18 protein-coding genes and 1 pseudogene are annotated in these 21,527 nt (G+C 63.5%); 7 read left to right on the top strand and 12 right to left on the bottom strand.

Going from position 1 to position 21,527, the window contains the following annotated elements; translation table 11 throughout:
- Positions 1 to 5: 5 nt before the first annotated feature.
- Positions 6 to 2,789, top strand: a complete 2,784-nt coding sequence (locus BB28_RS23770; RefSeq protein ID WP_046255324.1) for an MMPL/RND family transporter — start codon at positions 6 to 8, stop codon at positions 2,787 to 2,789.
- Here BB28_RS23770 and BB28_RS25755 read toward each other — a convergent pair.
- The 3 genes and pseudogenes from BB28_RS25755 to BB28_RS23755 form a co-directional block, all read right to left on the bottom strand.
- Positions 2,695 to 3,962, bottom strand: a pseudogene (locus BB28_RS25755) (PepSY-associated TM helix domain-containing protein). The gene BB28_RS23770 and the pseudogene BB28_RS25755 sit on opposite strands and share 95 nt — an antisense overlap.
- Positions 3,963 to 4,063: 101 nt before the next feature.
- Positions 4,064 to 4,759: a cupin domain-containing protein gene (locus BB28_RS23760; protein ID WP_030097598.1), complete on the bottom strand. Its 696-nt coding sequence runs from the start codon at positions 4,757 to 4,759 to the stop codon at positions 4,064 to 4,066.
- Between the two features lie 71 nt (positions 4,760 to 4,830).
- Positions 4,831 to 5,439 (bottom strand): TetR/AcrR family transcriptional regulator, encoded by a 609-nt coding sequence (locus tag BB28_RS23755; RefSeq protein WP_030097597.1) that lies wholly within the window; start codon positions 5,437 to 5,439, stop codon positions 4,831 to 4,833.
- A gap of 125 nt (positions 5,440 to 5,564) precedes the next feature.
- Here BB28_RS23755 and BB28_RS23750 point away from each other — a divergent pair, with 125 nt between their 5' ends.
- From BB28_RS23750 to BB28_RS25750, 3 genes are read left to right on the top strand one after another with little or no spacing between them, the layout of a single operon-like run.
- Positions 5,565 to 6,500: a metal-dependent hydrolase gene (locus tag BB28_RS23750; protein WP_046255321.1), complete on the top strand. Its 936-nt coding sequence runs from the start codon at positions 5,565 to 5,567 to the stop codon at positions 6,498 to 6,500.
- Between the two features lie 2 nt (positions 6,501 to 6,502).
- The gene (locus BB28_RS23745) at positions 6,503 to 7,669 is read left to right on the top strand and encodes a hypothetical protein (protein ID WP_046255320.1); all 1,167 of its coding nucleotides are present in this window, start codon (positions 6,503 to 6,505) and stop codon (positions 7,667 to 7,669) included.
- A gap of 38 nt (positions 7,670 to 7,707) precedes the next feature.
- Complete coding sequence (locus tag BB28_RS25750; protein ID WP_052740415.1) at positions 7,708 to 8,118, top strand: WhiB family transcriptional regulator; 411 nt, start codon at positions 7,708 to 7,710, stop codon at positions 8,116 to 8,118.
- Here the strand turns inward: BB28_RS25750 and BB28_RS23740 are convergent.
- The 5 genes from BB28_RS23740 to BB28_RS23720 form a co-directional block, all read right to left on the bottom strand.
- Positions 8,108 to 10,054, bottom strand: a complete 1,947-nt coding sequence (locus BB28_RS23740) for a YhgE/Pip domain-containing protein (RefSeq protein ID WP_046255319.1) — start codon at positions 10,052 to 10,054, stop codon at positions 8,108 to 8,110. The genes BB28_RS25750 and BB28_RS23740 overlap by 11 nt on opposite strands.
- A gap of 3 nt (positions 10,055 to 10,057) precedes the next feature.
- Positions 10,058 to 10,798: a hypothetical protein gene (locus BB28_RS23735; protein ID WP_046255318.1), complete on the bottom strand. Its 741-nt coding sequence runs from the start codon at positions 10,796 to 10,798 to the stop codon at positions 10,058 to 10,060.
- Positions 10,799 to 10,929: 131 nt separating this feature from the next.
- Positions 10,930 to 11,604, bottom strand: a complete 675-nt coding sequence (locus BB28_RS23730; RefSeq protein WP_046255317.1) for a nitroreductase family protein — start codon at positions 11,602 to 11,604, stop codon at positions 10,930 to 10,932.
- 9 nt (positions 11,605 to 11,613) lie between these two features.
- The gene (locus tag BB28_RS23725) at positions 11,614 to 11,982 is read right to left on the bottom strand and encodes an ATPase (RefSeq protein ID WP_225421963.1); all 369 of its coding nucleotides are present in this window, start codon (positions 11,980 to 11,982) and stop codon (positions 11,614 to 11,616) included.
- 26 nt (positions 11,983 to 12,008) lie between these two features.
- Positions 12,009 to 12,854: a patatin-like phospholipase family protein gene (locus BB28_RS23720; protein WP_046255316.1), complete on the bottom strand. Its 846-nt coding sequence runs from the start codon at positions 12,852 to 12,854 to the stop codon at positions 12,009 to 12,011.
- Between the two features lie 155 nt (positions 12,855 to 13,009).
- Between BB28_RS23720 and BB28_RS23715 the strand changes: the two genes are divergently transcribed.
- Both BB28_RS23715 and BB28_RS23710 read left to right on the top strand, forming a co-directional pair.
- Entirely contained in the window at positions 13,010 to 14,065 is a 1,056-nt protein-coding gene (locus BB28_RS23715; protein ID WP_052740413.1) for an NAD-dependent epimerase/dehydratase family protein, read from the top strand.
- Between the two features lie 21 nt (positions 14,066 to 14,086).
- Positions 14,087 to 14,710 carry an MBL fold metallo-hydrolase gene (locus BB28_RS23710; protein ID WP_046255315.1) on the top strand — a complete coding sequence of 208 codons (624 nt, stop codon included), beginning with the start codon at positions 14,087 to 14,089 and terminating at the stop codon, positions 14,708 to 14,710.
- Here the strand turns inward: BB28_RS23710 and BB28_RS23705 are convergent.
- Positions 14,707 to 15,666, bottom strand: a complete 960-nt coding sequence (locus tag BB28_RS23705; RefSeq protein WP_046255314.1) for a GlxA family transcriptional regulator — start codon at positions 15,664 to 15,666, stop codon at positions 14,707 to 14,709. The genes BB28_RS23710 and BB28_RS23705 overlap by 4 nt on opposite strands.
- A 151-nt stretch (positions 15,667 to 15,817) precedes the next feature.
- Here BB28_RS23705 and BB28_RS23700 point away from each other — a divergent pair, with 151 nt between their 5' ends.
- Positions 15,818 to 16,453 carry an HD domain-containing protein gene (locus BB28_RS23700; protein WP_046255313.1) on the top strand — a complete coding sequence of 212 codons (636 nt, stop codon included), beginning with the start codon at positions 15,818 to 15,820 and terminating at the stop codon, positions 16,451 to 16,453.
- 9 nt (positions 16,454 to 16,462) lie between these two features.
- Here the strand turns inward: BB28_RS23700 and BB28_RS23695 are convergent, their stop codons facing one another.
- The 3 genes from BB28_RS23695 to BB28_RS23685 form a co-directional block, all read right to left on the bottom strand.
- Entirely contained in the window at positions 16,463 to 17,800 is a 1,338-nt protein-coding gene (locus BB28_RS23695) for an HNH endonuclease signature motif containing protein (protein WP_046255312.1), read from the bottom strand.
- A 95-nt stretch (positions 17,801 to 17,895) separates the two neighbouring features.
- A complete protein-coding gene (locus tag BB28_RS23690; RefSeq protein WP_052740351.1) occupies positions 17,896 to 19,839 on the bottom strand; it encodes a thiamine pyrophosphate-dependent enzyme in 1,944 nt (647 codons plus the stop codon).
- Positions 19,836 to 21,464 (bottom strand): glutamate synthase-related protein, encoded by a 1,629-nt coding sequence (locus BB28_RS23685; RefSeq protein ID WP_046255311.1) that lies wholly within the window; start codon positions 21,462 to 21,464, stop codon positions 19,836 to 19,838. The genes BB28_RS23690 and BB28_RS23685 overlap by 4 nt, the downstream gene beginning before the upstream one ends.
- Positions 21,465 to 21,527 lie beyond the last annotated feature (63 nt).

The raw sequence follows: 21,527 nt of genomic DNA, 5'->3' as shown, positions 1-21,527 counted from the left end.
CCAGGATGGTTCGCATCCTGGCGGTGCCGATCATCGTCTTCTGGGCCATTGTCGCGGTGACGACGAATACGTTCGTGCCGCACGTGGAAGACGTTGCCGCCGAGCTCGCCGGTCCGATGATCCCGCACTACGCGCCGTCGCAGCGGGCGATGCTGCAAATCGGGGAGAAGTTTCACGAGTCGACGTCCACCAGCCTGACCATGCTTGTGCTGGAGGCCGATCGGCCACTCGGCGCCGCTGATCACGACTATTACGACGAGTTGGTGCGCCGGCTCAAGAACGACACCGAGCATGTGCAGTACGTGATGGACACCTGGGGAAAGCCGATCACGGCCGCCGGGGCTCAGAGTCTCGACGGCAAGTCCGCGTTCGTGTTGCTGCGTCTGGCCGGCGATATCGGCCAGATGCAGGCGAACAAGTCTGTTGACGCGGTCAAGGACCTGATCGATAAGGACACTCCGCCACCGGGACTCAAGGTCTACGTCAGTGGTGCGGCACCGCTGGCCTCGGACACGTTGAGCGTCGCGAACTCGAGCCTGAACAACATCACGATCGTCACGATCTTCCTCATCATCTTCATGCTGCTCATGGTGTACCGGTCGGTCACCACGATGCTGGTGCCGTTGTTCGGAGTTCTGGTCGAGATGCTGGTCGCCAGAGGAGTTGTCGCGACCCTCGGACATTTCGGATATATCGAGCTGTCCTCATTCGCCGTCAATATCGTCATTTCGCTGACGCTGGGCGCGGGCACCGACTACGGCATCTTCTTACTGGGGCGCTATCACGAAGCGCGCAACGCGGGATTGAGCCGGGAGGACGCGTTCTATGCGGCGTACCGCGGCGTTTCTCATGTCATCATCGGCTCGGGTCTGACGATCGCGGGCGCTGGTCTATGCCTGAGCTTCGCTCGTCTCAACTACTTCCACACGATGGGCCCGGCGGTCGCCATCGGCATGCTCTTGACCATCGCAGCAGCGCTCACCCTCGGCCCGGCCATGCTGCATCTGGGCAGCCTGTTCGGGCTCTTCGATCCCAAGCAGAAAGCCAAGGCGCATCTGTATCGGCGTATCGGGGCCAGTGTGGTGCGTTGGCCCAAGCCGATCCTTGTGGCAAGTGCGGCAGCGGTTCTCGTGGGCGCGGTCTTCGTGCCCACCTATCAGGTGAGCTATGACGATCGGGCCTATCAGCCGTCCGACGCCCCCGCGAAGGAAGGTTTTGCGGCGGCAGACCGGCATTTCCCGCCGAGCAAGTTGTTCACCGAGATGCTCATGGTCGAATCGGATCACGACATGCGTAACTCGGCCGATTTCATCTCATTGGACCGGGTCTCCAAGAGCCTGGTGCGGCTTCCCGGCGTTGCCATGGTGCAGAGCATCACCAGGCCGATGGGACGAGCGCTTGAACATGCTTCTTTGCCTTACCTGTTCACCACTCAGGGGAGCGGGAACGGTCAGCAACTGCCCTTCACGAAGGCGCAGAACGCCAACACCGACAAGCAGGCCCAGATCATGGCGCACTCGGTGGCGGTCTTGCGGCAGACCATCGACCTGACGCAAAAGCTCGCGGATGAAATGCACAACACCGTCGTGACGATGGAGGATATGCAGCAAGTCACCAAGGATATGAACGAGAAGGTCTCGAACCTCGACGACTTCATGCGGCCGCTGCGCAACTACTTCTATTGGGAACCGCACTGTTTCGACATCCCGGTATGCCTGTCGTTCCGATCGCTGTTCGACATGCTGGACAGCATCGACAAGTTGGCCGCCGACATCAAGGATGCGGTGGGCTCCCTTGAGGTCGTCGACCAGTTGTTGCCGCAGATGGTTTCGCTGTTGAAGCTCACGGCCAACGACCAGGAAGCGCTACAAGCCCTCATCGTCAACACCTACGGCCAGACGAATCTGCAGTCCACCGCCACGGACCAGACATTCGACGACATGATCAATGTCGGTAACGACTTCGATGCGTCCCGTAGCGACGACTTCTTCTACATACCGCATGAAGCTTTCGACAATGAGGACATCAAAACCGGTATGGCGCTGATGATGTCACCGGATGGCAAAGCGGCCCGGTTCATCGTCACGCACATGGGCAATGCCATGGGGCCAGAAGGAATTGAACACGTCAACGAGTTCCCTGATGCCATTACGACGGCGCTGAAGGAAACCTCGTTGGCGGGGTCAAAGGTCTACATCGGCGGAGCGGGGTCGAACAACAAGGACATCAAGGAGTACGCCGCATCGGATCTGCTCATCGCGGCGATCGCGGCCTTCACACTGATCTTCTTGATCATGATGGTCATCACCCGAAGTCTGGTGGCGCCGTTCGTCATCATCGGCACGGTGGCCTTCTCGTTCGCGGGTGCGTTCGGGCTTTCGGTGCTCATTTGGCAGCATCTCGTCGGTCTGCCCTTGCACTGGTTGATCCTGCCGCTGACGTTCATCATCTTGGTGGCAGTGGGATCGGACTACAACCTGCTGCTGATCGCCCGGCTCAAAGAAGAGACCCATGCCGGATTGAACACCGGACTCATCCGTGCGCTGGGAAGTACGGGAGGCGTTGTCACCTCCGCGGGTTTGGTGTTCGCCTTCACGATGCTGGCGATGCTTTCCAGTGATTTGCGAACCATTGGCCAGGTGGGCACCACCGTGTGCATCGGGCTGCTGCTCGACACGCTGATCGTGCGCTCCTTCATCGTCCCGGCCCTCGTTCGGCTACTGGGGACGTGGTTCTGGTGGCCAACGCGGGTGCTTTCGCGTCCGCGCCGGGAGCCGGTGCGTTCCTGAGTCGCGCACGCAAGCGGGCCCGGCGCCGCCAATGCCAGGTGCTCAGGCCGGTGAGTCCGAGCAGTAGTGGAGCCATGCCAAGAATGAACCAGATCGAGCGCCAGTAGCCGTTTACAGCAAGGCCGAAATGCGCGGCGGGCCCGGCCCATTCGTCGGCGATGGCGTTCGATGCGGTGGCAGGTTTGTCGCGGAGGATCTGCACGTGGCCGGCGTCGTGGGCGTCTACCCCGACAGAGCGGTTGCCGTGGTAGTTCAGGCTGTGCGCCCGCAAATCCGGTTCGCCGGGATCCAGGAGATCCACGGTGTAGAACGCATTGTCGTCATCCGGGAGCCCTATCCAGGTCACCTCGGACCCCGGGAACTGGCGCGCGGCGGCGTCCATGGCGCGTTCCACGGTGATGTCCTGGCCGCCGGGGCCTCCCGTGAACGTGCGCTCGGAGGCGTGCCCTCCGGTGAGGGAGTACCAGAGGGTGGTCAGCCCGGGGGCCTCGAATTGCATTCCGGTCAGCCCCCATACGATCAACGGCGCCGTGGCGACGATGCCGATCATGGCGTGCAGGTCGAAATCACGGGCGAATCGTCCGGAGGCCCATCGCACACGTAAGGCGTTGCGTAACTTACGAATCGACTTCCACCAGATGTACGGCGCGGGAACCACCAGGAGGAGCAGGATAAGGGCCGCCAGGGCGAGTAGTGCGGACCCCCAGGACATTCCGGCGAAGGCGTTGAGCTGCGCCAGCGGGAAGGCTGAGTCAGGATGGGCAGATAGCCGCTGTAGCCCTCGCAGGTGAACCCGCAGTCGTGCATGTTGACCAGGAATCCCAGTACTCCCGCGCCGAGATCGATTCGGCCGTTGAGGAGGCCGGTGCCCGCGTCGACGAAGAATGTGTCATGTGTGCCGGAGGCGTTGAGTAGATACACACCGTCCTTGAGAGAAGCACTCCCAAGCTGGATTTCGGGGTAGTGCGATTGGACCTCGGTGATCGCCCGCGCGAATCCGACCGGTTCGGTTGCGGATGTGGTGCGGAAGATCTCGGGGTGCAGTGCCCGTACCAGCTCCGGCTGGTACACGAGTATGGCGCCGCTGGTGCTGATGATCACCACGAGGAGTCCACCGATGAGGCCGATCCAGCGGTGAGTGAGAACCAAGGCGCGCCGCAACTTCAGGGACACACGCCGGCGTCGGGGTGTGGCCACCTTCTCCTCCGTAACGCGCACCGACCGCTGTCCGGGAAGTAAGGCTAGTGGTAGTGAAGGAGCAATGGGGCTCTACATCACCGGTTAGGCCTGCGCAGGATGGTGACGGACTCATCGATCTTTTTAAATGATGCGAAGGTTTCCGTCGGTACACCGAATATCGCGGCGAGGACATCGGGCGGCAGCTTGCTGATCGACGCGCCAATGCCAATGTCATCCTTGCCTTCCGCAGTGCTGGCGTTGAACACGATCAGCAGCTTGAGGTCCTCGGTGCCCTTGTTCTCGAAATAGTGCAGCGATCCCTGAGGTGCGAAGACGACATCGCCGACGTGCGCATCGAAGGTTTCACTGTGTCCCTCCGGGTCCAGCAACGTCCACTTCGCCACACCGCTGGTGATGACGTTGATCTCCCAGGCACTGGGATGCCAGTGGGGTTCCCGTATTCCGCCGGGCTGCAAGGTGACCATGACGATGCTGGCCTGCTGCCCGGTGAGGATAGGGAAATTGCCCTCGTGAGCCTGCCGCAGATCGCCCCCGTCGAAGGTCTGCGGCGCCAGTGCGCCAAGGTGAAACAGGTGCGGTTGTGCGGTGTTCAGCTCGGCGGGGAGGCGGGGATCGCCGAAGCGGGCGGCGTCATCGGTCACGGTCTGATCCTTTACATCGTCACGGGAGCGGGGAGAGGACAGAGCCCGGTCGGCTCCTGCGCCGGCGACGGCTGCGACCCCCGCCACTCCGGCACCGCCGAGGACGGTGCGTCGATTGATCGGCTTCATAACGTCAAGGTAGGACCACCCAACTAATTATGAAAGGCGATAGAAGCGATTAATTCAAACGGAATCGGTGATTAATTGGGGCGCTGGGCCAAGATGGCTCCGCCGAGCCAGCGCCTGAGAAAGCTGCGCAGTTCGTCACGGGAACGCGTGGCTTCATTGGGAGAGACGAAGAACGACAACATGATTCGTAGGGCGAACTCGACGAGTCCGCGTTTGGCGTCGTCGTCGTATCCGTACTGATCCCATTCGACGTCGAATCGGCCGAGCATGCGCAGACCGAACGCCTGTGCCTCGTCCGAGGTCATATCGCTGGTGTGTGAGTGTGCGTACGGTTCGGACATCATGATGGCCAAATGTGGTGTGCGAGTGACCTCTTCCAAGGTGTAGAGCACACCCTCGGTGAGTGCTTCGGCGGGATCGGTGATGCCGCGCACGACTCCCGTCAGCCGGTCCAGGAAGCTGTCCACCGACGCGATGGAGGCCGCGTGCATGAGTGCGTCAGCCGTCGGGAAGTACCGGTAGACGGTCTGCCGGATGACGCCGAGCTCTGCCGCGACGTCGGCCAGGCTTACCGCTGAACCTGTCTCGCCGATCAGCTTCACGGCTGCGGCGACTATCCGATCGGATGCCTCGACGTCACTGTTCGGTGGTTGACCGTCCCATCCCCGTCTACGCGCCATCGTGAAGTCCCCTGGCCGCCGGCATCTATGCATCATATCGACCGTTGACACGACCCGCTCGATCCAGTAATCATACAGAACAACAAATAAGCGTCTGATTGTATGTTCTAAGCGAGGTGCCTGTCATGACGGAACTCATCGTGCGTAAGTTGCGGTTTGCGTTCGCCGACCATCACGTTCCGTTCCTGTGGAACGAGTCCAACCCAGCCTTTTCGAGCATGGCCAACGCGGTCTCCTTCTTGGCGATCGCATTCGAGAAGATGATCGGGCAGATGATTCCCGAGGCTATGCCGCTGATTGCCGATCCGGCGATCGCCGAGGAGGCCGAGGCCTTCGTTCGACAAGAGGGACAGCACTCCATGGGGCATCGCCAGCACGCCAAGGGTCTGATCAAGAGTTACCCGGGCCTCAAGGAGACCTTGGATGAGGTAGTCGCCGCCTTTGACGACCTGACCGCGAACAAGCCGTTGAAGTATCGGTTGGCGTACACCGCTGACCTGGAGGCGACGTTCACACCGGTTTTCAAACTGATGCTGGATCACGACGACACCCTGTTCGCACCGGGCGACGACCGTGTCGCCTCGCTGTTCCTGTGGCACTTCGTCGAAGAGGTGGAACATCGCAGCTCGGCGCTGATCATCTATGACGCGGTGGCCGACGATCCCTGGTACCGCATGCGCGTGGCGCCGTCGATCTTCAGGCACGTCTGGTCGGTGTTACGCATCGCCTGCGAGGGCTTCAACAAGCATGTCCCTCTCGAGGATCGCAAGGTGGACGCGCTGTCGATGTTCGGCATGCAGGCGCGGAAGAAGTCTCTGCTGCAACGGCTTCCGTTTGTAGACGCACCGTACGACGGACCCATCGAGAACGCGTTCAGTAGCTTGCCGGTGCGTGAGGTGATGGTTGCGATGTCGGGCGCGGTGCGCAGTCAGATCCCGGGGCACAACCCAGCGCATGAGAAGTTGCCGGCCCTGGCCGACGAATGGTTCGCGCGATATGAGGCCGGTTATGAAGTGACGCAGTGGTACACGGCCGATCCGGCGGCACAGGTGGGAGTCTGAACATGTCTGATCTGTGTGCCCCCACCTTCGCCGATCTGGCAGCGCGCCTGGGATTCTCGTGCGACTCCGCGGGAGGGATCGTCGCCTTCCGCAGTCCGTTCTCACTGGAGAACTGGACGCTGCCAGTCCTGGAGCTGACCGTAATCGCGGGGGCGGTGTTGGCGCTGGTCTACGCCATCATTCGGCTCCGCCGCCACAATGATCCAACAAACATCGTCGTGTGGTTCGGAGCGATCGCGTACCTGCTGATCATCGAACCGCCGCTGTACTTCCCCGGGCCGTTCGGTATCAGCGAGCATGTGGACACGATGTTCGCGCACAACGTTTTTACAGTGGACTTCTTGTGGGGCCGGTTGCCCCTGTACATCATCGCCATCTATCCGATGATGGCCACCGTGGCCTTCGAGATCGTCAGGACACTGGGTGTGTTCCGCCGTTACGGCGTCCTGATCGGAGCAGCCTGCGTCGGCACGGTGCACCACGCGTTCTATGAGATCTTCGATCACCTCGGCCCGCAATTGCGCTGGTGGGAATGGACTCTGGACAATCCGCTGAACAAGCCATTCTTCGACTCGGTGCCTATGGGCAGCGTGGTCGTCTTTGCCGCACTGTGGCCGATGTCGCTGGCGTTCTGCGCCCAGTTGCTCGTGGGACGACATGTGGATGCCGGGCGGTCGTTCGCGGGTGGTCAGATCATCTGGCGCACGGTGGTTATCGGCGTGCTGGCATCGATCGGTACTGCGGTCTTACCGCTACCGGCAACCATCGCCGGTGCGGTATCGGGCAGCACCACCGTGGTGGGTGTCGTCTATGTCCTGGAGCTGATCGCCGTCGTGGCAGTGGCGGTGCCTGTGCTGATCAGACAGTGGCGCGGTGTTCGGCGCGACGGCGCGGACGGTTACACCACGCATCCGGCCATCCTGATCTATGCGGGGTTCTACCTGGTGGTGATGACGGTGCTGTGGGTGACGGCGCTGCCCGGCTACTTCGGGGCGGACAATGGCGTGACCGGCACCGGGGATCCGATCGGCAGTCTTTGGTACGCCGCGATTTGTTTGGGCACCGCGGCGGCGAGCACAATCGCCGCCTGGACTGTCGCCGCACCTGCCCGCCGAGATGGATTGGCGCAGCGGACGCGCACAGTAGCGATTGGCGCCGGCGAAGCCTAGAGCCAGTCGGGACAATTCCGCGGCGCACATTGTCCAAACTGGCTATCGCATTCCGGCGATCAGGGGCTCCAGACTCGGTGGATGCGGATGGCATCGACGCGCCGGAATGCTTTCGGGCGGTATGGGGCACGGCCGTGACACGACCAAAGTTTCGCGGCCTGGAACCGGGTTTGGATGAATTGGAGTGGCAGGTCAAAGCGGTCTGTCGCGGAATGTCGACGGATATCTTCTACTACGCCGAGACTCAGCGTGGAGCCTTGCGAAAGCAATACGAGGTGCAGGCGAAACAGATCTGCAACGAGTGTCCGGTACGCAGGCCGTGTGCGGCGTACGCCATGAGAACCGATGAACCATACGGTGTTTGGGGTGCGATGACAACGCGGGAGCGCCGAGTGGCCATGACACGCTCACGGCGTAAGGCCACCACGGCGGAGCGTGCTACATCTTGATCGACGGCAGCAGCCGCGTCAGATTCCAGAGTTGATTACGCCGGGCCGACAGGCTGGTAATCAGGAGCCCGCCCAGTGCGATGCAGAGCAGTGTGATCACCGACTGCCACAACCTGCCATCGATGCCGCCCAGAATCAGCTGACGTAGTCCGTCGACGCCATACGTCATCGGATCGTATTTGTGCAGCACTTGGAAGGGTCTCGAGGTGGTCTCCACCGGATACATGCCGCCGGCGCTAACCAGCTGCAACATGAGTAGGGCCATGAGCAGCACCCGCCCGACAGCCGGACCCACCAGCGCGTTGATGGCCTGGGTAGCGGCAACGAACGCGAACGAGACCAGCACCATAAACGCGAGCATCGCGACGGGGTGCGCGGCGTGCATTCCGAGCGCGAATCGCACCACGCAGTACAGGATGATCGCCTGGAAGATGCCGATGGTGGCGGCGGGCAGATAGCTGGAGAGGGCCACCCGAATCGGCAGAACCTCCGCCGCAATCGCTCGAGTCTGCAAGGGCCGCAATATCATCCACAGCACCAATGCGCCGAAGAACAACGCCAGCGTGACGAAGAACGGTGCCATACCGGTCCCGAAGTTGGGTGCGGCGTTCTCATGCGAGGTCTCCAGATGCACCGGACCGCCGATGGTGTCGGCGATGGCGTCCTTCTGCTGGGCATTCCAGTTGGGCACCTGCTTGGCGCCTTCGGCGAGCTTGGTCGCCAGTTCGGCCGAGCCGGAACGCAGCTGTGCGGTACCTGATTTCAGTTGTTGCGCACCGTCGTCCATGTGGGCGATACCACTGGACAGTTGCGCGTTCCCGGTGGCCAGCTGCTGCGCGCCGTTACGCAGCTGGGTGAGCTTGTTGGTGAGTTCCTGGCCCTTACCGCCGACCTGGTCGAGCGCAGACTTCAGCGGGCTACCGGGTCCGCGCAGCGTCTCGGTCATTGCGATCGACGCGTTCTCCGCGTCGGTCAGCTGCTGGCGAACCTGGGGTGTGAACTGATGTTCGCGCAGCTGATCCTGTATCCCGCGCAACGTGTTCGCCGCTGGGTCCTGGCGTCCGGCCAGCTGATCGATCACCGCGGTGAGCGCGTTGGCGGCGCTGTCCTGGGCCTTGGCGATGCCGTCGATCTGATCATTGGCCTGCCGGAGCGCGTCGGTGCCCTGCTGAAGCTTGTCGGTGCTGCCGCCGATGTTCGCGACCGCCTTGCTGACGGTCAGCAGGGGATCGGTCGCCTGGTTGATGCCGTCGGAGAGCTGCTTGGCGCCGGTGGCCAGTTGTGCTGATCCGGGTCGGGCGGTGTGCAGCCCGTTGGCGAGCTGCCCGGCGCCGTCGTCGACCTTGGCCGCGCCGTCTGCGAGTTTCTGGGCGCCGTCGGCGGCCTGCTGGATACCCGCGCCGGAGGAAACCACGACGGACAGAACCTGATTGACGGCCTGGCCGGAGATGCGGGTCGAGACGGCATTGAGCACCTGGTCGATGGCGGTGCGGCCGATGCTCGAGGAGATGTAATTGTTGGCGTCGTTGTAAACGGCGACCAGATTGGCCTGCTTCGGCTGACCGGTCAGCGGCGAGGCGATGGCCTCACTGAAATCGGGCGGCAGCTCCAACATGAAGTAGTACTTGCCGTGGTCAACACCGGCTCGCGCCTCATCCAGATTCAGGACGTGCCAGTCCATGCTGCCGTCAGCGGTGAGGCTCTTGGAGATCTCCTCGCCGATGTTCACCTGCTGGCCGGAAACAAGGGCGCCCTTGTCGGCGTTGACGAGGGCCACGGGCATCTTGTTGACGTGGCCGAAAGGGTCCCAGTAGGCCCACAGGTACAGCGCGCCGTACACCAGCGGCAGCAGCATGAGGACCACGATGGCGGCGCGGGTCATTCTGCTGCGGCCGAAACGCTTTATTTCTGAACCAAATGCGAGTCCAGCGAGCATGGGCTAGTCCCTCCCGGTGAGGATGCGATGGTCGTGCAAGTCGTGGATGGGCGCGTCGATACCCAGGGGGTTGGTCACCCCGACAACGATGGTGCGGTTCTCGGCGAGCGCACCGAGTCGTTCGACGGCCGTGGCCCGGCGCGAGTTGTCGCGGACCTGTTCCAGGTCGCCGATGACCAGGATGGGCCGGTCGGAGAGCAGGGCCAGCGTGATCCGCAGCAGGAACAGGTCGAGGTCGGACAGTTCGACGATGTACGTGTTTGCCGATGGCGTTGGAAGCTCGCCGAATACTTCGGCCAGTTTGTCGCGTCCGGTATCGGCAGGGACCCGCGAGAACCACGGGGCCAGCCAGCGGACCTGTTCAGCGAGAACAGTCTGCACCGTCACGGTCTCTTCGAGCTCATCGATATCGGCGAAAGCAGCGATGGCACAGTGCCGGCGGATGGCACGGGGATCGCTGTCACCCATCACGGTGACGGTGCCGTGGCTGGGCTTGAGTCGCCCGGCCAGCGCCAGTAGCAGTGTGTGCTGTCCGGGTCCACCGGGCATCTGAATGGCATGGAACCCCGAGGTGAGTTCCAGGTCGATATTGGAGAAGAGCGGTCCATGTTCACCGTCCACGCCCAGCCCCGTGGTGGTGATCAGGGCCGAAGCACTGTCCGAGGGAGCGTCCTCTCCCGGCTCCTCGGGTAGCGCGTTATCCGATTCATCCGATGTGGTGTCCGGCTCGTCCTGTGCGTTCACGGGTTGCTCGTTTCAGATCGCTGACTGGCACGTCCATTCGATCAAACATCAGGTTGCCCGGGGAAATCAGTGTGATCTCGAATATTCGTCTGGCCGTGAGTGACATTCGCGGGCTCCTCCGGGCCACCCGATCAGCCGTGCTCGGGGCGATAGGGATCGCCGTCGAACCGTTCGCGGGTGACGAATTCTTCGATGGCGTTGCGTCGCAGCCTGGTCAGCTGCTTGATCGGTTTGCCGATGGGTAACACCGCAGCCACCGCGTACGTATCGGGAATACCCAGCAGCTCACGTACTTTCGGCTCCTGCGCGACTGCCATGGTGGTGAGCGTTCCGCCGAAGCCTTCTGCTCGCGCGGCCAGCAGGATGTTCCACACCAGCGGGTAGACCGATGCTCCGCTGATGACTCCGACGCGACTGAGCTCCTGATCCGTCGCGGCGACAAGCCGCAGGTCTACACATACGACAAGGACGACTGACGCGGTGCGCAGCGTTTCGGATACCGACGCGGGAACTGTGGTCGCATCGATGGTTTCCGGATCAACCTGTGTGGGGGTTACCGGATTCCAGGGCGATTCGCCTGCCGTGATCTGCGCGAAGTAGCGGCGCGCTCCTGGCTGCGCCGCGGCGATGAGGCCTTCACGGGTCTGCTGGTCCCGGACCACGATGACGTGACCGGCCTGCCGGTTTCCTCCGCTGGGTGCGAACCGGGCGTTTTCCAGAATACGGTCTAATACCTTGTCGGGCAGGGGTTCTCCGGTGAACTCACGTGCCGCGAACGTGGTGCGCATGACGTCGTAAAGCTCCATGGCGTCACTCTAGTCAGCGCGTGGCGGACTCAGCCGTCGCTTGATCTCGTTCTGGAACGACACGAGGACGCTACGCACGGCGGACTCGGTGACGGTGACTGGTGTGAGCACAGATTCCGCGAGCCCGACGATCCGCTCGATGCGCGTCATGACGTTCTCCATGCGCTCGACGACGAGCATCATGCGGGGTGTGAGTTCGCCGATGACGCCAAGTGTGTCGTTCATGTCGATGAGAACGGCCGACATGTCGGTGAGTACGGTGTCGAGCTGCTCGACGGTGACGTCTGCGTTGAGTGCCGCGCGGGCCAGTTTCTGGATCCGCTCACGCCCGCTGCGGGAAGCGGGCGAGCCCTTCTCTGGGGTGTCGTCGAGCACCACGCCGTCAGTATTACAGCTCGGTGTGCTCAGTCGTGCTGATGTTCCAGCAGATCTGCCTGATTGATCTTGAATCTCGGCATAAGTAGCCATCGGAGGGTCTGCGCGCGTGCACGGTCGATGAGCTCACCGGAATGCGAGAAGTCGATCGGTGAGATACGGACGGGACACAGCGGCGGCACCACCCGCAGGTCGACGGTTCCCTCGAATCGGGCCACATCCACGGCCAGGCGTTGGTTGATGGCCAGTGTGGTGGCGTGCAACGCCATGGCCAGCGCACCTTTCGGGGCTTCGTGAAGAGCGCATGAGTATCCGGTGGGCAGCACCCAGATCTCGTCGGCGCCGAGCGAAACAGCGTGGGAGAGAGGGGTGTTGTTCACGACGCCGCCGTCGATGTAGTCCCGCCCGTCGATAGTCACCGGCGGCAGCACGGCGGGGATAGCGGCACTGGCGGCGATCGCGTCGATCGGATTACCGCGCGACAGCAGAATGTCTTTGCCGGTGAGCACGTCCGTCGCGACAACGTGCAAGGGAATGGGCGCGTCTTCGAGCCGGTGAAACTCCAGGTTTTCTCGCAATAATCGGCGCAGGCCCGAATCCGAAACCAGGCTGCGACGGCGACCGACAAACCCCAGGAACCCCGTGTACAGGTTGGTGGGAAAGACGTCACCGCGTGAGAGCGAACGCCACAGATCGGCGAGTGCGTTCACGCCGTCCATATCGGAGCGAGCGGCTAGCCAGCCGCCGTTCAGGGCACCCACGGACGTGCCGACGATGAGGTCGGGAGTGACGCCCGCCTCTGTCAGCGCCTGCAACATGCCGACTTGTATCGACCCGAGGCTGGCGCCACCGGACAACACGAACGCCGTTGTCATGGTCCAACACTAGCGATCCGCCGGAGAGCCGGGCGGCCGCATGGCCTTTCTGGACAGGTGTCTGATTTTCGGTAATAGTGGGTGCGATAGGTCGCATATATGACCTCGGCCACAAGCAATTTAGTGGCTGGACACTTGTCTATTTGGAGGTGGGCGTGGCCGGTGATCGTGTTCTGGTGACCGGGGCGTTCGGCCTGGTGGGATGCGCTGTTGTGGATGCCCTCGCGGCACAGGGGTACGCGGTGGCCGCCACGGATCTGGGCACACCGGCGAACCTGCGGAGTGCGGAACGTCTGCCACCCGGAGTGCAGGTGCACTGGGCTGACCTGACATCCGTCGCCGAGGCCACCACGTTGATCGAATCCGTGGCGCCCGCAGCGATTGTTCACCTCGCGGCGCTGATTCCGCCGTTCTGCTACGCGAATCGGGCCTTGGCGCAGGCAGTCAACGTCGAGGCGACGGGGCATCTCGTTGCCGCCACCGCTGGCCTCGCATCGGCGCCGCGCTTCATCCTGGCCTCCAGCGTCGCGGTGTACGGCACCCGAAACCCGCATCGTGACAAGGGGCTGCTCACCGCTCAGACGCCGGTCAACCCGAGGGATCTCTACGGCGCCAACAAGGTTGCCGCCGAGAAGCTGGTGACTTCGTCGGCGCTTGAATGGGTTGTGCTACGGCTCGGCGGGGTCTTGACGTCGGCACCTCGGTGGAGCATTGATCCCAACTTGCTGCGGTTTGAAGCGGTGCTTCCGTCGGACGGCCGGATCCAGACCGTCGATGTGCGCGATGTTGCACAGGCCTTTTGCGCCGCGGTATCGACGAGCCAGGTACGTGAGGTCTTCCTGATCGGCGGCGACAGCTCCCATCGCACCACGCAGTCGGCCATCGCATCCGAAACGGCGGCCGCAATGGGGCTTGTCGGCGGCGTTCCGGCGGGACGGCGGGGCGATCCCGACGATGATCGGAGCTGGTTCGTCACTGATTGGATGGATACCGAACGTTCTCAACAAGTCCTTGGCTTCCAGCGACATTCGCTACCCGTGATGCATGCTCAGACCAGTGCCGCGGTGGGGTGGCGGCGTGGACCATTGCGATTGGTAGCGCCGATAGTGTGGGCCGCGCTCAAATCCCAGTCGCCGTACCGCGGGATGGGCGGGCGTTTCGCCGATCCATGGCGTGCGATCGACCGGTGCTGGGGCGATCCGCAATACTGAAACCATGCGAAAGGTCGACGGATGAGTGGCATTGAGCGGGTCGTGACCCGCGGAACCTTCGAACTCGATGGCGGCAGTTGGGAAGTCGACAACAATATCTGGATCGTTGGTGAGGGCGACGATGTGGTGGTCTTCGATGCCGCCCATTCGGCGGAGCCGATCGTTGAGGCCGTCGCCGGGCGCAATGTCGTCGCGGTGGTGTGTACTCACGGCCACAACGACCACATCACCGTCGCTCCTGAGTTGAGTCAAACGCTGGACGCACCGGTGCTGTTACATCCGGCTGACGACGTGCTGTGGCGAATGACTCATCCGGACAAGGATTTCCGTGCAGTAGAGGACGACATGGTGCTGGCCGTCGGCGCACTGGAACTGCACGCCCTGCACACGCCGGGTCATTCGCCGGGCTCGGTATGTTGGTACGCACCGGAGTTGCGGGCCGTGTTCTCGGGCGACACCCTGTTCCAGGGCGGGCCGGGCGCCACCGGGCGGTCGTTCTCCGATTTCCCTACGATTCTGCGATCCATTTCTGGACGTCTCGGCCCGCTTCCCGCCGATACCGTGGTCTACACCGGTCATGGCGACACGACCACCATCGGCGACGAGATCGTGCATTATGACGATTGGGTGGCGCGCGGGCACTAGCGTGCGGTGGTTCGGAACCGGTCGCGGTAGGCCTTCGGTGAGACTCCCAACTCGCTGACGAACACTCGCCGTAAGGTCTCGGGGCTGCCGAATCCTGCGATTCGAGCGGCTTCGGCGACGGTGCTGCCCGCGTCCAACGCGCCGCGGGCCGCATCGATTCGGGCGAGCTCCACGTATCGTGCTGGCGTAGTGCTCAATTCGGTGTGGAAGAGCCGGGTGAGTTGGCGGGTGCTCAGCGCCGCCCGCGCGGCCAGCTTGCTGACGCTGTGATCGCCGGCGGGGTCGGCGGCGATCGCGTCGGTCGCCGGGCGCAGCGCCGAGCCCGCGGGTGGCGCCGACTCCACGAAGACCGAGAACTGGGACTGTCCGCCCGCGCGTTTGAGATAGACGACCAGTGACCGCGCCACCTCGCGCACGATGTCTGATCCGTAGTCGTCCTCGACGAGCGCCAGCGCCAGGTCGATACCCGCAGACACCCCGGCCGAGGTGAAAACATCTGCATCCCTGACGAAGATCGCATCGGGCTCGACGGTGATGTTCGGAAACGCCCGCTGCAGCAACCTGGTATGACGCCAATGCGTGGTGGCGCGACGATGGTCGAGCACACCGGCCTGTGCGAGCAGGAAGGCGCCCGTACAGATGGATGCGATGCGCCGGCAACGCGCGGGTACTCGGGCCAGGGCGTCCACGAGTGCGGGATCCAACGGGCGCCCGATCAGCACATCCCCGCCGGCCACCAACACGGTGTCCGTGGACTCGATGGAGTCGATTGTCGCGGTCACCGAGAACGCTGACCCGATGGATGTCGCCACGTCTTGCCCGTCGACCGAGGCCACCACCAACCGGTAGTTCGCGCCGAATCGGTTGGCCTCGGCGAACACCTCGGCGGGACCGGCCAGGTCCAGCAGCTTCATGCCGTCGAACACGACGATGGTGATGAGCCGCTCATCGGACATGACCTCAGGATCGCAGATGCGCGACCGCGCACATGTCCGGATCTGTGGGATCGACGGCGGTTGCGCACCTCCCACCCGCGAGTGTCTGCGCCAGAGACTCGTAGGTGACCCAGTTCAGCCGGACACGTTCCGCCAGATATGAGGAGATGCCATGACCGAGATTGCCGGAGTCGAGATCCCGGATACCCCGCTGGTCCGCGAGATCACCGAGTTCATCCGCGACACCGAGGACGATCTGCTGTTTCACCACTCCCGCCGGGTGTATCTGCTCGGTGCGTTACAGGGTCAACGTCGCGGTGTGAAACCCGATCTGGAGATGCTGTACGCCGGCGCGATGTTCCATGACATCGGTCTTACCGAGAGGTTCCGGGACTCGCAGCTGCGCTTCGAGGTAGACGGCGCAAACGCGGCCCGCGACTTCCTGACCGAACGCGGGGTAGGTGCGCAGGAGGCACAGAACGTGTGGCTGGCGATCGCGCTGCACACCACGCCCGGGATTACCGAGTTCTTGAGCCCGGAGGTGGCTCTGGTTACCGCTGGGGTTGAAACCGATGTGGTCGGCATAGCGCGGGATGCGTTGTCTGCCGAGGATTTAGATGCGGTGACCGCCGCGCATCCGCGGCCCGACTTCAAGAACAGGATCCTGAGCGCCTTCTTCGAGGGCAATCGGCATCGGCCGAACAGTACGTTCGGCAACATGAATGCCGATGTGCTCGCGCATTTCGATCCGTCCTTCGTGCGGGCGGATCTGGTCGAGCTGATCCGGGCCAATAGCTGGCCGGAATAGGTAGGGCGCCTAGAAGGGTGGCGGATCCTGGGCGATGAGTGCGGCCAGTGCAGCCTCGCGTTGTAGTCGATTGTGGCGGTTGAGGTTTCGTTCCGACTGGCGCCGACGGTCGCGTTCCTGTTTTCGGGTGCGCAAGCGGGTAAGGGCGGGGAAGAGGAAGCGGCTGGCAGGAGTGGTGACATAGGTGTGCCCCGTCGGAGCCTTCCAGTGCACGGTGCCGTCGGGCTCCTGGACCTCGGTCCAGCCGCCAAAGGTCTTGAGGAGATGATGTTTGCGGCACAACGCTTTCAGATTGGTGCCGGTGGTGGGACCGCCAGTGGCCCACGGCACGGTGTGGTCGGTGTCCGTCCGGTCGGCGGCGGTCTCGCAGCCTGGGAATCGGCACAGCTGGTCGCGGGATCGCACGAAGGACATAAGCCCATCGGATGGGCGATACCCAGTGCTGTGGGAGTCGGCAAGCGTCCGAGTGCGGGCGCCGGAGGCCACGGTGCGCGCTTGATCGGCGGCGAGCACCCCGAAGCCTGGGATATGGGCGGGTACATCGTCTTGACCGTCGAGGGTGGATTGGTTGACGACTACGTTGACGACGACTGCGACATCGGCGATATCGCGTCCTGCACAGTCAGGACGTCCACAGGTGCAACGCATCTGATCAAGACCCCGCGTCAGCGCGCCGACCGCGTCCGCACGGCGCTGGGCTTTGGTGCGTGGATCTGCTGGGCACACGGTGTTGGCCAGCAGATCTAGGCGTTTGTCCAGCGCGACGGCGTGGGGGGCCTGCAGGGTGCCCCAGATCTCGGCGACGGGTTCCCCGGTGCCGGCGGGGCGGATTTCGATATGCCTGGCTTCCTTGGCAGATCTGTTGCGCCGCACGGCGTCCTGATCGAAGTGAAGCACCAACGCATCGAGTGCCGCACTGATGCGTTTGTGTGACCAGCGCGCCCAGCGGGGCAGGGCCCGCACAATCGCGGTATCCACCTGGGTCACCGTGGCGTCGTTGTCGACGAGTTCGGTCCGGTTGACGATCAGTGCGACAGTCCTGAAATCAAGATCACCGGCGGTGAAGCGTTCAGCGACTGCTGTGAGGCGGTGCCGCAGAACCTGGGCGTACCGCATCTGGCTGGAGGCCAACGCCTGGGTGATGCCCTGAGCCGCTGCAATTTCGGCGGCAACCCTGTCCCAGCGATCTAGGGGGTGATGGTCACGCACATCGGCCTTGTCGAGGTCAGCGTGCCGGTCGACGAGCACGCCGATAGCGTGCAACCGTCGGGCACATGCCCGCGCCTCGGCCCGCTGTGCCGACGTGATCGCATCGATCAGATCGGCGTCTCCCCATGAATCGAACACACTTTCGATCCTAGGGGAATCTGCTGAGTCGCATCGTGCACCAGACCCTGGCTGTGGACAAACCGCCGATTGTGGATAACCCAGAGGGGGATCCTCTAGTGCGACCGTGGGTCCGTCAGGATCTCAACCAGGGCAGGGCCAGGATGGCTGAGGGCCTCGGCGATCGCCGAATTCAGCTCGGCGGCATCGCCAACGCGCCTGCCGTACGCTCCGCAGTCGCGGGCGAACTCGGCGAAAGACGGATTGTGCAGCGAGGTTTGCCACACGGCGTATTCGGAGCTGCGTTGTTCCTCGCTGATCTTGGCCAGCTCGCCGTTGTTGAGCAGGATATGGGTGATGTTCATGTCGTACTTCACGGCAGTGGTGAAGTCGGCGAGGTACTGGCCGAAACCGCCGTCACCGGTCACCGCGACGATGGGCCGGTCCGGGGCCGCTGCCCAGGCGCCCATGGCGGCGGGAAAACCGAAGCCGATGGAGCCGAGATACCCCGACATGAGCACCGCCTGTGCGGTGGGCTCGAAATAGCGGCCGAACGAGTACGCATGATTGCCCACATCGACTGTCAGCACTGCATTTTCGGGCACCAAACCGTTGAGCTCATGGAAGACGGCAGCAGCAGACACCCGTCCATGTGCGGGGGCGGCGGCCCGGCGCGCCTTTTCGGTGCGCCATACCGACCAGCGCTCCGCGAGCTCGGGACGTTGGTCGACTAGCGCCGGGTTTGTCCGAAGCGCATCGGACAGCGCCGCGGCCGTCACACCAACGTCACCGAGCACGGGTGCCGTGACCGGTCTAAAGCGGCCGAGCGCCAGTGGGTCGGTGTCGACCTGAATGGTCGGCTTGTAGGGCGAGATACCCGTGTGATTCGAGAACGATGCGCCGAATACCAAGAGCAGATCGGTCTTGTTCATCATCCAAGACGCAACCGGCGTCCCCGAGCGGCCCAGTACCCCGCCGGCGAGCGGATGACGGTCGGAGATCTGGCCCTTGGCCTTGAAGGTGGTGAGGATCGGGGCGTTCAGCCGCTCGGCCAGCGCGGTGATGGCTGCCATGTCGAATTTCGCACCGGCGCCCACCACGATCACTGGGCGCGTGGCCGATTCGATGAGGCGCAGCGCCGTGTCGAGTGCCGCCGTCGGTGGGCCCACCCGCAGATCCGGCATGCGGCCCTGCGGCCCGGTGGCCGGTTCGTCGGGCGCGGGGAGCACCTGAACCTCGTCGGGGAGCACGAGATGGCCGACACCGCGATCCAGGATGGCGTGCTTGAGCGCCATCGTCATCAGTTCGGCGTGGTCGGAGCCCGCCCGCACCATCGCCGAATACACGGACACGTCGGCGAAGGCCGCCAGCAGATCGATGTCCTGGAAGGCGCCCTTACCGGCCACCGATGAATCCACGTTGCCTGAGATGGCCAGCACCGGTGCGCGATCGGCCTTCGCGTCGTACAGCCCCGTCAACAGATTCGTCGAACCTGGGCCGGCGATACCGAAACACGCGGCGGGGCGTCCGGTCAGCTTCCCGTATGCCGAGGCGGCGAAGGCCGCCGCGCCCTCGTGCCTGATGCCGAAGTACCGCAATTTGCCGTCGCCTTCGGCGCGATGCATCGCCTCGGCGACACCGAGATTCGAGTGCCCGACCATGCCGAAGACGGTGTCGACACCCCAGTTGGTCATGGTCTCAATCAGCACGTCGCTGACCGTGCGGACATGAGGAGCCGGCGGCGGAGTGCCCACGTATACGCCGTCCTCGCGCACGTCCACGGGATAGGTCAGCACGTCGAAGTCGGGTCCGCCGGCTGCCGCGCCGGTGAACGGGTCGAAGTCAAATCCATGCCAGGGACAACGAATCTTGTCGTTCTCCAAGGTGCCTTGGCCCAGCGGACCGCCCTGGTGGGGGCACCGGTTGTCGATGGCACCGAAACGGCCGTGCAGTTTGGTCAAGGCCACGGACTTGAGGCCCACCGGGCAGACCGTCACCTCACCCTCATCCAGCGCATCCTGATCAGCCGCCTTGTGCCAGACCAGTTCCTGTTCGGTCACAGTGGTATCGCTCCTGCGTAGGGGACTGCGCTGAGGTATGCGAAGTCGCGGTCGAATGTGACGAGATCGTCGAGCTCCAGGTCGGCGAGGCGGCGATGCCCGCATGCCCTGGCCAGTATCGTCATCAGCTCGACGGTGGACTGCAGGAATCGGTGCAATCGGGCGGCCGCAAGGTCGATGGGCAGACGATCACGCAGCGCTGGATTCTGGGTGGCAATGCCGACAGGGCAGGTGTTGGTGTTGCAGGCGCGCATGCCGACACAGCCGATGGCTTGCAGTGCGGCGTTGGACAAACCGATGGCGTCGGCGCCCAGCGCCAGCGCCTTGACCATATCGGCCGGGGTGCGGATGCCGCCGGTCACCGCCAAAGTCACCTCCTGGGCACCGGAGCGATCGAGATGTCGACGCGCGCGGGCCAGAGCCGGAATGGTCGGTACGGAGATGTTGTCGCGAAAGAGAATTGGTGCAGCGCCGGTGCCACCCCCGCGACCGTCGAGAATGATGTAGTCGACGCCGATGGTGAGCGCCGCGTCGATATCACGCTCGATGTGCTGTGCGCTCATCTTGTAGCCGACTGGGATTCCCCCAGACAACTCGCGCACCTCGCTCGCGCAGTCACGGAACTGGTCCAGGGATGTCCAATCAGGAAAGCGAGACGGTGAGATCGCGGGGGTGCCCGGTGCGAGACCACGGACCTCGGCGATCTTCCCGACGACCTTGTTGCCGGGCAGATGCCCGCCGGTACCGGTCTTGGCGCCCTGGCCGCCCTTGAAATGAAAAGCCTGCACCTTCTTGACGTGCTCGAAGCTCCATCCGAATCTGGCGGAGGCCAGCTCGTAGAAGTATCGCGAATTGTGTTGCTGTTCTTCGGGGAGCATGCCTCCTTCACCCGAACAGATGCCCGTTCCGGCGAGATCGGCGCCTGCGGCCAGCGCGATCTTGGCCTCTTGCGAGAGTGCCCCGAAGCTCATATCACTGACAAACAGGGGGATGTCGAGGGACAGCGGGCGCCGTGCGCCCGGACCGATCACCGTGCGGGTGTCGACGGGTTCGTCGTCCAGCAGGGGCAGACGAGCCAGCTGGCCGGTCACCAGCTGAATCGAATCCCACGAGGGCAGCTTGTCGCGCGGAACCCCCATCGCCGCCATCGTCCCGTGATGCCCGACCCTGTCGAGCCCGTGGGCGGCGAGCTCGTGGATCTGGGTGACGAAGGGTTCCTCCGCGCTATCAGAGGGTTTGATCCACGCGCCCTGATAGCCGTCGTCCTCGTACGACGCCGGATGTACCTTCGCGAATGCCGAGACAGCCGATTCATCAACGTAAACAGTGCCGTTGGAGACCCAGGCGGGAAATTTCGTCAGTGCCACCGAGGGATTGACCGGTGAGATACCGCTGTCCACCTCGTAACGCCAGCCGTGGACCCCGCAGACCAAGAGGTCGCCTTCGAGGTAGCCGTCTGCCATCAGGGCACCGCGGTGTGCGCAGCGCCCGTACAGCGCCGAAACATTCTCGTCCTGGCGAATCAGAACGATGTCCACGCCGCTCACTCGGGTGGGGTAGGGCGCTCCCTCGGGGAGCGCGGACAACTCTGCCACCTGCAGTGCCGCCGTGGGCAGGGTAGTCATGGGTGCACTATGCGTCACCGTGGACATGGGCGCATCAGTCATATGACTGGTGCGGTGCGGGCC

The organism is Mycobacteroides chelonae CCUG 47445, assembly GCF_001632805.1.
Classification (GTDB): Bacteria; Actinomycetota; Actinomycetes; order Mycobacteriales; family Mycobacteriaceae; genus Mycobacterium; species Mycobacterium chelonae.
The sequence above is the reverse complement of the archived record's forward strand: the minus strand, read 5'-3'. Positions and strand labels throughout refer to the sequence as shown.